Genomic DNA, 14,552 nt, shown 5'->3' with positions numbered 1-14,552 from the left:
AGCTTCAATGTCCTACTTGTTACCAAAGCTTGTCAAGTCAGAGGTCGGGGCGGGCAAAGCACCTTTCCCAAGGCCGGGCTAGCCCAGTTGAGCTGACCGGCCCTAGGGGAGACGGAGGGCCTGGGGATCCGGCTCCAGCAGAATACCGGTGGGAGCAAACTGGGTTACCCAGAAATCCACCTCTGGAAAGTGGTGGCACAGACTGTCACGGGCTTGGGCGGCCCTCTCCAGGCTGGCCATGATCCCAAACACCGTCGGCCCTGAGCCCGACATCAGGGATCCCAGCGCTCCTGCCTCGAGCAAGGCCTGGCGCAATTTTCCCACGATAGCGTGCTCGGCCAAAACTGGCTGCTCCAGGTCGTTGCGCAAACTGCGGGCCAAGGCCAGCAGATCCCGACGCTCCAGAGCAGCGAGGACTTGGGGCAAGGTCGGCAGAGAGGCTCCAGCAGAAGGCAAGGAAGCGGCACGGTGAGCGCGAAAGGCCTGATAGGCCCAGGCGGTGGAAACCCCTAGATGCCGGGGCTTGGCCAACAGCAGCGGGATCCCTTCCCAGTCGGCCAGCGGCTGTAAAACTTCTCCCCGTCCCGTAGCCAACTGCGTCCCCCCCTGCACACAAAAGGGAATATCGGATCCCAAACGGGCCGCCAAGCTCTGCAGTTCTCCTACCGTCAGGCCCAGGCCCCAAAGCTGGTTCAGACCCACCAAAACTGCCGCCGCATCCGCTGAGCCGCCCGCCAAGCCCGCTGCTACTGGGATCTGTTTTTCCAGCTGGATCTCCACTCCCAGCTCAGCCCGACATTCCCTTTGCAGCAGCTCAGCCGCGCGGTAGGCCAGGTTGCGGGCATCTGCCGGCACTTCCGGGTGATCGCAAATCAAGAGGATCCCGTGGGGACGGCGCTGGAGATGCACGCGATCCGCCAAAGTGATGCTCTGTAGGATCATGGCCACCTCGGAATAGCCATCGGGGCGGGAGCCGAGGATTTCTAGGTAGAGATTGATCTTGGCGCGGGCAATCAGGGTACAGGCTTGCATGGGGAAAGGAGCGAGGTTGACAGCAACTCCCCTCAGCCTGTCCAAACCAAGGGGAAACCAGACCTTGCTGGGGAGGCCTTCCAGCCTGATTCTAAGGCAAGGGATCCCTGGGCGGAGGAAACAGCATGGGATTGGCTATGGCCATCGGGCCGGCCACCGTTTGCTGCAAAAGCGCCCGCAAAGCGGGATCCGCTGCCCAGCCCAAGGGCGAAGCTGGAGGCGAGCCCAGGGCACCCCGGAACGGAAGCTAGGTTTACTTCACCAAAACCCGAGACCGCTGCCGTCCTGGTTACAGAAGGGATCCCAGAGCCGATCCAGAACTGATAGAGTTTTGGCACCCTCTGCCTCACCACTGCCCCATGAGCAAGCCCAAAGCCGGGATCCTCTACAACGACGCCAAGCCCGCCGCCAAGCGCAGCAGCGAAACCCTGTCCCGCTGGTTTCAGGAACAGGGTTGGGAAGTCTGTGTCGCACCCAACTGGGGCGGCATCCTTGGCTACGCCAAGCCCGACAGTCCCGTCTGCTTGACCAAGGTGGACAGCCTGGCCCCCGCCGGCTTTGACGAGAGCATGAAGTTTGCCGTGGTGCTGGGGGGAGACGGCACCGTTTTGGCAGCAGCCCGGCAACTGGCCCCCAAAGGGATCCCCTTGCTGGCCGTGAACACGGGCCACCTGGGCTTTCTGACAGAGACCTACCTAACCCACCTGGAGGAGGCGGCCAAGGCAGCCATTGCTGGCGAGTACATTCTCGATCGCCGCAGCATGTTGCTGGTGCAGGCCTACCGCGGCAACGAATTGCGCTGGGAGGTGCTCAGCCTCAACGAGATGGTGCTCCACCGCGAGCCCTTGACCAGCATGTGCCACTTTGAAGTAACCATTGGGGATCACTCACCGCTGGATGTGGCTGCCGACGGCATTATTTTAGCCACCCCCACCGGTTCCACCGCCTATGCCCTTTCTGCGGGAGGGCCGGTCATCACTCCCGGCCTGCCGGTGTTGCAGTTGATCCCTATCTGTCCCCACTCGATGGCCTCACGGGCTCTGGTCTTTCCCGATTCGGAAGAGGTATGGATCAGCCCCGCCAGCCCTCAGCCGCTGGTTTTGGTAGCGGACGGCAATGCCGGCTGCTACATCCTGCCAGAAGACCAAATTCGCGTTGTCCGCGCCCCCTACTGCACAGATTTGATTCGCCTACGCCGACCGGAGTTTTTCCGCGTCATGCGGGAGAAATTGGGCTGGGGCCTAACCTACGCCTCCAAGCCCACCTCGGTAGAGCTGCCTTAGTTAGAAAACTTAAATGAGGAGGGGCTGTCGACTTCGATGGGGCCCAGCCCTCTTTTTTGCACCAGGGTTTGCAGCTCGTGCACAAGGTGTTGATCTCGGGAGGCCGTTCGGGCCCCGGACTCGGCAGCCCACGCTTTCAAGTCTTGAATCTGGTCGCGGGCGATGGCGGCCAGGGGAACGGTTTGGCGAATGGCGCCGAGAATATCCTCCTGGGTAAACTCGCGGGGCGGATCCTGGTTGAAGGCCATGTGCATGGCATCGTAGATGGTCTGCTCAATTTCTGCGCCGCTGAAGTTTTCGCTGGCCATGGCCAGCTCAGGGTAGGCAAAATCCCGCACGCGGTTGGGCCGCAGCCGCTGGATGTGGACTTGGAAGATCTCCTCCCGCTCCCGTTGGTTGGGCAAATTGACGAAGAAAATTTCGTCAAACCGGCCTTTGCGCAGCAGCTCGGCCGGCAAGATGCGGACATTGTTGGCGGTGGCAACAATAAAAACGGGTTTGGTTTTTTCCTGCATCCAGGTGATCAGGCTGCCGAAGACCCGCTTGCTGGTGCCCGAATCCCCTGAAAACTCGCTGTTGACGCCGCCAAAGGCTTTATCCAACTCATCAATCCACAACACACAAGGGGCCATGGCTTCGGCAATTTGGATCATCTGGCGCACGCGGCTTTCGCTTTCGCCGACGATCCCGCCGAAGAGTCGCCCCACATCCAGCCTGAGCAAGGGCATGCGCCACTCGCGGGCGATGGTTTTGGCACATAGGGACTTGCCAGTACCCTGAATGCCAACCAGCAAAATCCCTTTGGGGCTTGGTAGGCCATAGGCATGGGCCTGGACACTAAAGCTGTTGCGGCGCTCTCTAATCCAAGCTTTGAGGTTTTCCACTCCGACATTTTGCAGAGTCTCAGAGGGATTGTAAAACTCCAGAATCTCAGTTTGGCGGATGTATTGTTTTTTCTCTTCCAAAACGAGATCAATATCCCCTTCGCTGACCTTGCCCTTGGCAGCCAAGGCGCGGACCAGAATCCGCTCGACACGCTGTCGGGTAAGTCCTTGGCAGGCTCGGATCAGTTGCTCAAGAGCAAGACCGCTCACCTGCAGTAGATTAGGAGGGATAACGCTGGTGATAATTCGTTCAATTTCAGAAGTGCTGGGCAAGGGAAAGTCACAGACCACCATTTCTTCTCTCAGGTCTGAGGGTACAACTGCTTCTGGCCCCATGAGAATAATGGATTTGCGGCTGCTGCGGCTCTGCCTAGCTAAAGTTTTCAGGTAGCGAATGACGGGATAATTATCCGAGCGTTCTGGATTTCTCAGGGTAGGGTTAAAGTCTTTCAAGACACAAATCACTGCTTCATCTTCTCTGATGGTGCCGATGCGGTTCAAGGCAGGCATCAATTGCCCCTTGTTCTGACCGTTATCTGACCAGCCAGAGACAATATCCCAGATTAAGAGCTTGCGTTTGGGCTTCAGAGAGTCGGCTAGGATGGTAATACCTCCTATTTTTGTTAGACGTGAGCAAGTGTTGCCGCAAGGAGCGCATCGAAGACATCCTTCACCAGCTTGGCGGTAAATTCTGGAAACCCAATATCGGTGAGGCGGGTTGCCTCAGTTACTGCAGTGCTTGTTCCGTTTGGCATAGCTATACCTCCATCTATTTACCATATGAGAAATACATACCACTTCTTACTATAAATGCCAATACAACTCCAGACATAATAGTAAACATGTTCTCCAGTTGGATGGGGTCCTTTTTCTACTAGATTACAAGCGCACCAATCTGGTTTTTGTTTCGTGCCGCAGTTCATGAGGATGTACTCATCGGGCTGGGGGATATGTCCAAAACTTACAGGAACCACCTGTTCTATAGAGACGGGCTCTTTCGCGACCTCTTTAACAAGCTGCCATGCTGCCTCGCGTAGTGTCCTGGAGTGAGAAATAATACTGAACCCTCCACGAATAATACTCTGCCCGTTACGCGAAGGAAGCCCTTTCGAACTGACCGATAGTGTAATATTTTTGAATGGGTCGTGCTCGTCAAAGAGAATCAGTTCGCCTTTTGGTCCAAGCGTGCACATTGGTTGCATCTTGGCAGCATTTGAGTCTGGTTTTTCTACGATTGCTTCGGTTTCCAAGACAACCCTGCCTTGCAAGTTCTTGAATTGGGCGATCCACTGCCCACTGGCAGGATTTTGCGAGATACGCACTACATAGAATCCCGGGTCAATTTCTCTTCCGGCAAATCCCAGCTTCGCACCTGAATAGATAAAGAGAACATCCGCACCTTTAGCAAGTTGCTCGATGCTCACTCTATCGGCACCTTCGATCATCGAGTTTACGATAACCGTGCCCGAGTCATCAAATGGAATGGCAACGAAGTTGTCTGTGCGGATCTTCACGCCCGCTTGACGCGCAGCCGCTTGCATTTCAGAAGCAACTGCATCGCGGAAAGCCTTGTTGGCTTCTTGCACCCGCCTTGTCATGTCTGGCAACGGACGTGGTACTGATTGAACGGGCGCTTGCCTCTTTTCGGTCTGATGCCTTTCTTGTGTTTCTTTCTGTGCAAGGGTATACCCCGTGCTGAAAACAAGAGCTACGAGAAACACGGAATGCAAAGCTATAGTTGTTATTCTCTTCATGATGACACCTCCTAACGTTTGAGTTTTGCACGCTATGTGGCAGTTGTCACAACCAAGGGTTTCTCTGGCATCACTAATTGTTGGAAGTAGGTTGCATAGTGACCGAGAAACCCTTGGCCGTGAACTATCTGTTGTTTCCCAAAACTCCGTAATGATCTTACGGGAGTGTTGTTCCTGTTCCGACTGAGACGAACTAAGAGAGCATATCCTCCACTTCGGTTCGTCGGAAACTGTGTCGGATCGAACACCTTCTTGAATTTATTTGCACTTCCCGGATTTGTAGATGGCTTGAATTTCCGCTTGCGACAGTGCCCGGTTGAAGATCTCCACCTCGTCGATGACACCGTTGAAGGTGCGCGGGGCACCGAGGGCGCGGTATGGAGCCGCTGTCGAGCCGATGGTCCAGGGAATCGAAGGGTCGTAAGTAATGGACGATGTGAACGGCTTCGACGCTTCGAGGTTGCCGTTGACATAGAGCTTCATGGTGCTGCCGTCGTAGGTTGCGGCGACGTGGTACCAATTTGTATTCGTAGCTGGGAACGTGTTGGATGAAACAGCAACGTTCGTTGGCGGCGAGGAGGTCCCAATTCCGAAGAGGAATTTTTGCTGGTTCGAGCTCCACCAAAGGGAGACGGACTGGGCCGTGTGCCCCGCTGGCAGCGGCAAACCCTTCTGTACGATGACGCTCCCCCAGAAGTCATTGTTCGGTCCGGGGCCTTGCGGCTTGACCCATGCGTCGATGGTGAACCGCTGGGGGGCCAGCGCGGGCGAGTGCGGGATCTCGATGTAACCGCCCGGGCTGAACGTCACGCCTTGACCGTCCTTGCCCGCGACGAAGCTGATTGCGTTGGTCGCCGAAGGATTGTTGGAGCCTCCGGAATCGTTCGCATTCCCATCCATCCGGTACCACGCGACCATACCCAACGGCGGTTGCACGCATTTGCACTTGCCCGCAGAGCCGGCATTGAAGATCGCTTGAATCTCTTGCTGCGTGAGCGCACGCTTGATGAGCTCTACTTCGTCAAGATCGCCAGGGAGGAAGCCGCCGCCATTTTGGGCTGGCGTTCGCATGCCCAGATACAGGTCGCTTGTGTTGTCCAGATTCCCCGTCAGTGGCGAACCGGCAAACACCTGGACACCGTCCACGTAGAGGCGCACACCACTGGTTGCGTTCGCCCGATCCACCACCGCCGCCACATGGTGCCACTGACCATCAGCGACATTTGGGCTCGTCGGTGGAGCAACGTAGTTTACGCACGCACGACCTGGTGTAGGGGTGGCGGCGCAAACCGAACTCCCAACACCATTAGCTCTCTGGAATCCCAATCGGCCATTGACGAGGAAGAGCGAGTACCCCTGCGGTGTGGGACCACTACGCTTGTCCACGAGCACGATCAGGCCTGAAGAACCTGTGCGCACCCACGCATCCAGCGTGAAATTGCCAGTGCCAACATTCAGCTCGGCATGGTCAGGTACGCGCACATGGTCATTTACGCCATCGAATCGGAGCGCACCAGCAACCTTTCCGGATACTGGCGTCGGACCATTCACATGCGTTCCGTTGTTGGGGAATCCTGCAATATCGGCAGCCGTTGTTCCCGAGGTCTCATCCAGCGGCCACCACGCGACCATACCCGACGGCGGTTGCACGCAAGGCGGCTGCGTGCCTGAACCAGCATTGTATATCTGAGAAATCTCATTCGCTGTCAGTGCACGGTTATAAATCTGCAATTCGTCGAGGGCGATGGGTTCGTCGACCGAACTCGGTTGGTAGCCCATCATGATGGCGAGGTTGTTGACGAGCGAACCCCACGGCGCCGTGCTCATATAGGTGCCATTCGGCGCGCCATCCACGTACAAGGTGACGACGAGCGAATTGCTGCCGACGTTGCGCGCAAAGGTCACGGCGACCAAGTGCCACTGATTGGGCGTGATCGGCGTGCTTGATTGCAACGTTTGGGGCGAGGTGCTGACGCCGTCCCCCCATAGAAACTCTAAATAGGATGAATTGCTACCCGAGGGACGGATGACGTAGAGCGCGTAGCCTTTTTTCTGCGGGGCGTCGTACTTGTTGAGGATGTAGTGTCGCCCACCCGGACCCGAAGGAGGCGCCGAAGCCGAAGTAGGCGGGAATTTTATCCAAGTAACAATGGAGAAGTCACCCTGTCCGATGAATGGCAAAGCCCCACTCGTGTTGGTAACTACAGCTCCGGTTAACCCTGATCCTGGGAATTTGACGAAGTCGATCGCGCCGCCGAATTGGCCTGCGATCGGTTGCGGCGCTTGTGCAGCGCCGACAGGCGACCTCACTGGTCCCGCATTGTTACCGCCGATTACCTCCTGCAGGACGGTGCTTCCGTTCGAATCATTCATCGGCCAACAAGCGATGGGCCCTGGCGTAACACCACCAGTCTGACATGAAGTGGCCGGATTAGAGTTTGATTGTGCGTGCGCGATGGCGGCGCTCATCGCCAGCATCATCGATCCAAAAACTAGAACAAAAGTAGACGATTTTCTCATTGTTGTTTCTCCTTTTCTTCGTCTTTCTCCTTTTCTTCGTCACGACCGTTTCTCTTTGTTCCTTATAAAGCATCAAGGAACTTTCCAATGGTTGATGACGCGCTTTAGCAGACCTTTTGCAAAAAGATTTGCTCTTTGCGTTCTTTTCTGGCTGTCGGCAGCCTTTTACCAAGTGACCACCCAGCCTAAAAGAGGGTCTTTGACAACGTCATAACATTTCCATCCTAGGCCAGCTTTCTCAGGGCCGAAAAGGTGTTCCTGACACACAAACACATCCTGTTTACCAATGAGGTGAGTTAAAAATTATTAAACACTCAGGAGTAATGTATCCCTCGTCAAGGGATCCCTTAAGTACAGCCCCTCTCCTATCGGCCTCCTTCAGTTCAGGTAGCTGGAGGTAGCTGGATAAGGGCAAGCATTACCAAGCATTATGGGTTGTCAGCCAAGGGATCCCGGCAGGAAACACAAGCAGGGTAGACAGATAGGTATGGGGTGTTACGGCGGCCAAACCACTCGTAGCGGTGATCCCGGATCTGTTCGTAGCCTCGATCCCCCAGAACCTTCAAGCCAGGAAAGTTGCGGTACAGAGCCAGCCACACCTCCCCGCTCGGCAAAAGGGCGGCAATTTGTTCAATGGCAGCGGATCCCTGCCAGCGGCGCTGCGGCTGCTCCAGGTCGATCAGGATCATCCCCAATTCCATCTGCTCTGGCGGGATCCCCCACTGGGCCAGGGTAGCTCCATCCTGCATGGGGGCGTAGCGAAACTGCTGGCCGCGATCCAGGCGCTCCAAGAGCTGAACGCCGGTGGCACAGAGGTTGCAGAGGCCGTCGTAGATAACCATGTAGGGCATGTTGGGATCCTCAGGCAGGGGGCTGGGCCAAAATCTGGGCTTGGTAGTCGGCCTCAGAGAGCAGTTGCTGCGGCTGCCGATCTAGGAACAATCGGCCCCTGAGGTGATCGTATTCGTGCTGGAAGATGCGCGCCGGAAAATCCCGCCAGACCACCCGCTGCCGGGATCCCTCAGGGGTGTGGTACTCCACCTCCACCTCGCGGGAACGGGCCACCAGGCCGCGGCAGTTGGGCACGCTCAAGCACCCTTCCCACCCCAGCACCTGCTCCTCGCTGCAAGCTAGGGGGCGGGGGTTAACCATGACCAGCGGCTCCATCTGGGGTGCATCAGGATAGCGAGGGTTGGGACGGGAGGCTACGATGATGACCTGGAGGGGGAATCCCACCTGAGGGGCCGCCAAGCCCACCCCTTGGGCCTCTTTCAAAGTGGCGAGCATCTCTTCAATTAGGTTTTGCAAAGCCGGCGTCCCAAACTCGGCGACCGGCTCAGCCACTTGAGTCAGGATGGGATCCCCCAGTTGGCGCAGGCGCAAGGTCATGTTCCCTCCGCAGGCTCTCCAGCATTGGCTAGCGATTTTTGCGGCTGGCTGCTGTCTCCAGAGCGAGCTTGGAGCGCTTTAGCCCCTCTGGGACAGGAATGGGGTAGTGGCCGGTAAAGCAAGCGGAGCAGAAGGAATTGGGATCCCGGCCCGTAGCGGCCAGCATGCCTTCCCAGCTCAGGTAGGCCAAAGAGTCCACCCCGATTTTCTCGGCAATTTCTGCCACCGAATACCTGGCGGCAATCAACTGGTCTTGGCTGTCCGTGTCGATGCCGTAGAAGCAGGGATGGGTAACCGGCGGACTGGAGATGCGCATGTGAACTTCGGTGGCCCCCGCCTGGCGCAGGGCCTTGACGATCTTTTGGCTGGTGGTGCCCCGCACAATCGAGTCGTCCACGATCACAATCCGCTGCCCCCGCAGCACGTCTTCCAGGGGGTTGAGCTTCATGCGAATGCCCCGCTCCCGCATCGACTGGGTAGGCTGAATGAAGGTGCGGCCCACATAGCGGTTTTTGATCAGCCCCTCCGTGTAGGGGATCCCTGCCTGGCGGGCATAGCCGATGGCTGCCGGCGTGCCAGAATCGGGCACCGAGATCACCCAGTCGGCCTCTGCCGGCGCTTCCTTGGCCAGTTGTTCCCCCAGCCGCACCCGGTAGGAGTAGAGGCTCTCCCCGTGCATGCAACTGTCGGGGCGGGCAAAGTAGATCATCTCGAAGATGCAGAGCTTGGGGGTGGCCTCGGCCCAGCGCACCGATTGCAACCCTTGCCGGCTGATCCACACCAGCTCTCCCGGCTCCACCTGGCGCAGATACTCCGCCCCGATGATATCCAACGCACAGGTTTCCGAAGCCAACACGCAGTGCAGCGGCTGGGCTTCGGGGTGGTTGGGCTTGCCGTCGCTGCAGAGGATCCCCAGCATCTGCGGCTGCAGCAGCTCCTGCTTAGCGGGGTTGCGGCTCAAAAACCCCAACACCAGCGGGCGCACGCCGTAGGGATCCCGCGCCCCGATCAGCCCTTCTGGCGTGCCGATGACCAGGCTAAAGGCCCCGCGGCAGCGGCGCAGAGCCTGACAGGTGGCTTCCACCCAGCCTTGGCCCTGATTGACCGCCTGGGCAATGGCGTGGGCAATACACTCCGAGTCGGTGCTGCCGGTGAGGTGGCGGTCGGCAGCTTCCAGCTCTTGCCGCAGCTCTTCGGCGTTGACCAAATTGCCATTGTGGGCCAAAGCCAGCGGCCCCAGGCGGGTTTCCACAATGATCGGCTGAGCGTTGGCGGCGCGGCTGGAGCCGGTGGTGGAGTAGCGGGTGTGGCCCACCGCCAAGTCGCCGCTCAGTTGGCCCAGATTTACCGGGTCAAAAACTTGGGAAACCAACCCCATCGCCTTGTGCACTCGGCAAAAGGCCCCCTCAAAGGTGGCGATGCCCGCCGATTCCTGGCCTCGATGCTGCAGGGCAAACAGCCCAAAATAGGTCAGCTTGGCCACCTCCTCGCCGGGAGCCAGAATGCCAAACACCCCGCAGGCCTCTTTGGGCCCTTCCTGGCTGTTCCAGAATTCAGCAGGTCGCTCTTGCAGCCCTGCTTGCGCTGAAGATGGTTCTGCTCCCGCCTTCGCTGCCATGGATCCTCATCTTGCCGGTTGTACCTACCAGTCTAGCCTGAGCCCAGCCACTTCCCCCTCGACTGCGCCGGGATGAGCAGGTCACTGCCAAGTTGCTATAGGTCTTTCAGAGCGGAAGAGGGGCTATCGACTTCAATGGGGCCTAGTCCTCTCTTTTGAGCCAGGGTTTGCAGCTCTTGAACCAACCGTTGATCCTGGGAGGCGGTTCGAGCTCCCGACTCAGCAGCCCATGCCTTCAAGTCTTGAATTTGGTCACGAGCAATGGCGGCTAGAGGGACGGTTTGGCGAATGGCCTTGAGAATATCCTCTTGGGTAAACTCGCGGGGTGGATCTTGGTTAAAGGCCATGTGCATGGCGTCATAGATAGCCTGTTCAATTTCTGCCCCGCTAAAGTCTTCCGTTGCCACGGCCAGCTCGGTGTAGGAGAAATCCCGCACGCGGTTAGGCCGCAGTCGCTGGATGTGGACTTGTAAAGATCTCCTCCCGCTCTCGTTGGTTTGGCAAATTGACAAAGAAAATCTCGTCAAACCGACCTTTGCGCAGCAACTCAGCCGGCAAGATGCGGACGTTGTTGGCAGTGGCCACAATGAAAACGGGTTTGGTCTTTTCCTGCATCCAGGTAATGAGGCTGCCAAAGACCCGTTTGCTGGTGCCTGAATCCCCAGAAAACTCGCTGTTGATGCCGCCAAAGGCTTTATCCAATTCGTCAATCCACAAGACACAGGGGGCCATCGCCTCGGCAATTTGGATCATCTGCCGCACGCGGCTTTCGCTTTCGCCAACGATCCCACCGAACAGCCGCCCCACATCCAACCTAAGCAGAGGCATGCGCCACTCGCGGGCTATGGTTTTGGCGCAGAGGGATTTGCCAGTGCCTTGGATCCCGGCCAGCAAAATCCCTTTGGGACTGGGCAAGCCATAGTCGCGGGCCTGAGCGCTAAAACTGTTGCGGCGTTCTCTAATCCAGGCCTTGAGGTTTTCCAGGCCGACGACATTTTGCAAGGTTTCCGAAGGGCTGTAAAATTCTAGGATTTCCGTTTGGCGGATGTATTGCTTTTTTTCTTCCAAAACCAGATCGATGTCGCCCTCGCTGACCTTGCCCTTGGCAGCTAAGGCGCGGGCCAGGATGCGTTCAATGCGCTGCCGCGTCAGCCCTTGGCAGGCTCGGATCTCAGGTCTGAGGGTACAACTGCTTCTGGCCCCATGAGAATAATGGATTTGCGGCTGCTGCGGCTCTGCCTAGCTAAAGTTTTCAGGTAGCGAATGACGGGATAATTATCCGAGCGTTCTGGATTTCTCAGGGTAGGGTTAAAGTCTTTCAAGACACAAATCACTGCTTCATCTTCTCTGATGGTGCCGATGCGGTTCAAGGCAGGCATCAATTGCCCCTTGTTCTGACCGTTATCTGACCAGCCAGAGACAATATCCCAGATCAAGAGCTTGCGTTTGGGCTTCAGAGAGTCGGCTAGGATGGTAATACCTCCTATTGCCATCCGCTATTTGCCAGCATTTCGTGGGTGCTTTTGGAGAAGCACGGAATCTGAATTTGCAGGGCGTCGGCGACATCCGCAAAGTCCGAAGTTATGACACTTCTCTGCGATTGCCTGAGACATAAGGAAGGGGCACCGAGCGGTTGACTGATCACCCGATGCCCCCTTGAATGTCCTCATCCGCACGAGAGGTAAGACGCCGAGAAGGTTCCGTTGCCACTGACCTTGAAGAAAGTTCCGTCAGTGGAGAAAGCGATGGTGCCGTTCAACTCTTAACCCCAACAAACCTTAATGAAACGTCTACCGCGGTGGTAGTCAATGCAGCTATAACCCGGGCCTATTTCTATTGTCAACCTCCCCCTCCCGTTTTGTGCTGGTGTCTCCCCATGGCCCACTGTCGCTGGCACCTCTTTCACCGTATTTCCCTTTGCATCTACAAAGCGTGCAAGCCACTCGCCCGTGGCAGATTTTGCGATGCGCACCGTGTAGAAGCCAGAAGGAAGCCCAGAGGATTGCGGTACCCGGAAGTAGGCAAAGAACACATCCTGCCCCTTGGCCAACTCGTCCAGCGTCAGCTCTTCCACGCCCTGGAAGACCGTGTGGACTACCAAGTTGTCATCCCTTGAGCCAATGATGACCTGCCTGTACGTATTGTCCTTGTACGTGTTGATTATTTTGCGGGCTGCCTCGTAAAAGTTCGCGGTTGCCTGCGCGATTACCTGACCCTCTGCCGACAAGGGGGTTGGGTCAGGTCCACCTGTGCCCAGCCGCACTGATGCCTGAGCCTTGCCCTTTTTCCAGTGGATATCAATCTCAATTCTACTGCCGGTTATTGGGTTTCTTGGGTCTATAAAAACGCCCCCTGTTAGCTTGGGTTTGGGTATCTCTATCTGTGCGGGGTCTCCCGGCCCTACTTGCGCATCGGTCTCAAGCGCGACCCGTCCATCCAGGTTCCTGAACTGCGCCTTCCATTGCGTTGTCCCCGGCGTTTGGAAAAACCGCACAGTGTAGAAGCCCGAAGGCAGAGGGGAGCCTTGCGGCAGCCGCAGGAAGGTGAAGAGCACATCGGCGCCCTGCGCCAATTGCTCAAGCGTCAGGTTCTCCACCCCGGCGATGCCCGCATTCACCACGACGGAGCTGCCATCATCAAGCGGAATGGCGACGAAGTTGTCTGTGTAGATCTTCACGCCCGCTTGACGCGCAGCCACTTGCATTTCAGAAGCAACTGCATCGCGGAAGGCCTTGTTGGCTTCTTGCAACTTGGCTTCTAACGGCCCTGCCATGTCTGGCATCGGAGTCGGGGTGGGTGTTACAGTAAGTGTGGGAGTTGGCGTCGGTGTCGGAGTCGGGGTGGGTGTTACAGTAAGTGTGGGAGTTGGCGTCGGTGTCGGAGTCGGGGTCGGCGGCAGGGTCGGTGTTGCTGGAGTCTTGAAGAGGGTATCCAACTGAGTTTGAGTAACATTCACCTCGGGAAGCTTCAGGGTGCCGGACAAAAAGCCGTTAACCTTGGCCGCAGGCGCCTCCGTGCCCAACGTGGCTACGGCAAACAGCACCGCCGCATCTTTGCAGTCAACCGTGCCGTCGCCCGTGAAGTCAGAGATAGCGGGCTTCAGCGGGTCACCTAGCCCAGTGACATCACTGTCCTTAATCGGCCCTGCTTTAAGCGTGTTGTTGACAAAACCTACGATCTTGGTTGTGTCGCTAGTGTTGAGAGTGCAGGCGGCAAAAAGGATTGCTGCATCCTTGACGGTGACTGAGGTCTTTACCCCGTCGTAGTAGAAGGCAATGCTCTCAGAGCCCTGCACTGCTGCTTCTGGTGCCTGAGCTGAAATTGTCGGGGGAACCTGAGTAACAGCCGGAGGATCCGAAGTAAGGGAACAAGCAGCCACTCCTCCTACGAGGGAGGAAGCCAAAATCAAGGGAGCTATCGGGTGACGAAAGCGGGATTTTGAGTTGCGGGAAGCCATGGCAGATCTCCTTCAAAAACTTGCTAGGGTCAACGTCTTTAGCAAGAGCTGCCTAGCTCACCCCAGGGAAACTCAAAGGCAAACCTTGAGTCTAGTCTCAAGTATACCCAAAGGGCGCTCAAAAATGCACAGCGACGGTGGTCATGGAGGACTTGGAGTGCACAGGCATTAACCTTCTGTTGCGGATCCCTATGCCCTGCCGCCAGAAGGGCGCATAGGTATGGGGTGTTACGGCGGCCAAACCACTCGTAGCGGTGATCCCGGATCTGTTCGTAGCCTCGGTCCCCTAGAAGCTTCAAGCCAGGGAAGTTGCGGTAAAAAGCCAGCCACAGCTCCCCACCCGGCAAAAGGGCGGCAATTTGTTCAATGGCAGCGGATCCCTGCCAGCGGCGCTCTGGGTGCTCCAGATCGATGAGAATTATCCCCAGCTCCACCTGCTCCGGTGGGATCCCCCATTGGGCCAGGGTAGAAGCATCTTGCATGGGGGCATAGCAAAACTGCCGTCCGCGATCCAGTTGCTCCAAGAGCTGAACGCCGGTGGCACAGAGGTTGCAGAGGCCGTCGTAGATAACCATGTAGGGCATGGTGGGATCCCTTAGGCAGGCCGACCCAAAA

13 protein-coding genes are annotated in these 14,552 nt (G+C 57.2%); 1 reads left to right on the top strand and 12 read right to left on the bottom strand.

Going from position 1 to position 14,552, the window contains the following annotated elements; genetic code table 11:
- Positions 1–102: 102 nt before the first annotated feature.
- A complete protein-coding gene (ispE, locus tag CYA_RS01325) occupies positions 103–1,032 on the bottom strand; it encodes a 4-(cytidine 5'-diphospho)-2-C-methyl-D-erythritol kinase (RefSeq protein WP_011429195.1) in 930 nt (309 codons plus the stop codon).
- Positions 1,033–1,391: 359 nt separating this feature from the next.
- Between ispE and CYA_RS01320 the strand changes: the two genes are divergently transcribed.
- Positions 1,392–2,315 (top strand): NAD(+) kinase, encoded by a 924-nt coding sequence (locus tag CYA_RS01320; protein ID WP_011429193.1) that lies wholly within the window; start codon positions 1,392–1,394, stop codon positions 2,313–2,315.
- On the opposite strand, the gene CYA_RS01315 is transcribed toward CYA_RS01320, so the two are convergent.
- The 11 genes from CYA_RS01315 to CYA_RS01275 form a co-directional block, all read right to left on the bottom strand.
- Positions 2,312–3,709 (bottom strand): AAA family ATPase, encoded by a 1,398-nt coding sequence (locus CYA_RS01315; protein ID WP_011429192.1) that lies wholly within the window; start codon positions 3,707–3,709, stop codon positions 2,312–2,314. The genes CYA_RS01320 and CYA_RS01315 overlap by 4 nt on opposite strands.
- Positions 3,710–3,972: 263 nt before the next feature.
- Positions 3,973–4,953: a hypothetical protein gene (locus CYA_RS01310; protein WP_011429191.1), complete on the bottom strand. Its 981-nt coding sequence runs from the start codon at positions 4,951–4,953 to the stop codon at positions 3,973–3,975.
- Between the two features lie 258 nt (positions 4,954–5,211).
- Positions 5,212–7,473, bottom strand: a complete 2,262-nt coding sequence (locus tag CYA_RS01305; protein ID WP_011429190.1) for a LamG domain-containing protein — start codon at positions 7,471–7,473, stop codon at positions 5,212–5,214.
- A 428-nt stretch (positions 7,474–7,901) separates the two neighbouring features.
- The gene (locus tag CYA_RS01300; protein WP_011429189.1) at positions 7,902–8,324 is read right to left on the bottom strand and encodes a thiol-disulfide oxidoreductase DCC family protein; all 423 of its coding nucleotides are present in this window, start codon (positions 8,322–8,324) and stop codon (positions 7,902–7,904) included.
- A gap of 10 nt (positions 8,325–8,334) precedes the next feature.
- Positions 8,335–8,862 (bottom strand): peptide deformylase, encoded by a 528-nt coding sequence (gene def / locus CYA_RS01295; RefSeq protein WP_011429188.1) that lies wholly within the window; start codon positions 8,860–8,862, stop codon positions 8,335–8,337.
- Between the two features lie 28 nt (positions 8,863–8,890).
- Positions 8,891–10,480, bottom strand: a complete 1,590-nt coding sequence (gene purF / locus CYA_RS01290; protein WP_011429187.1) for an amidophosphoribosyltransferase — start codon at positions 10,478–10,480, stop codon at positions 8,891–8,893.
- A gap of 95 nt (positions 10,481–10,575) precedes the next feature.
- Positions 10,576–10,917: a hypothetical protein gene (locus tag CYA_RS15190; RefSeq protein ID WP_049749703.1), complete on the bottom strand. Its 342-nt coding sequence runs from the start codon at positions 10,915–10,917 to the stop codon at positions 10,576–10,578.
- A 4-nt stretch (positions 10,918–10,921) separates the two neighbouring features.
- A complete protein-coding gene (locus tag CYA_RS15185) occupies positions 10,922–11,548 on the bottom strand; it encodes an AAA family ATPase (protein WP_049749702.1) in 627 nt (208 codons plus the stop codon).
- An 80-nt stretch (positions 11,549–11,628) separates the two neighbouring features.
- Positions 11,629–11,859: a hypothetical protein gene (locus CYA_RS15180; RefSeq protein WP_228375399.1), complete on the bottom strand. Its 231-nt coding sequence runs from the start codon at positions 11,857–11,859 to the stop codon at positions 11,629–11,631.
- 383 nt (positions 11,860–12,242) lie between these two features.
- Positions 12,243–13,937 carry a hypothetical protein gene (locus CYA_RS15175; protein WP_011429186.1) on the bottom strand — a complete coding sequence of 565 codons (1,695 nt, stop codon included), beginning with the start codon at positions 13,935–13,937 and terminating at the stop codon, positions 12,243–12,245.
- A gap of 38 nt (positions 13,938–13,975) precedes the next feature.
- Entirely contained in the window at positions 13,976–14,521 is a 546-nt protein-coding gene (locus CYA_RS01275) for a thiol-disulfide oxidoreductase DCC family protein (protein WP_011429185.1), read from the bottom strand.
- Positions 14,522–14,552 lie beyond the last annotated feature (31 nt).

The sequence above is a fragment of the Synechococcus sp. JA-3-3Ab genome (assembly GCF_000013205.1).
GTDB lineage: Bacteria > Cyanobacteriota > Cyanobacteriia > Thermostichales > Thermostichaceae > Thermostichus.
The sequence above is the reverse complement of the archived record's forward strand: the minus strand, read 5'-3'. Positions and strand labels throughout refer to the sequence as shown.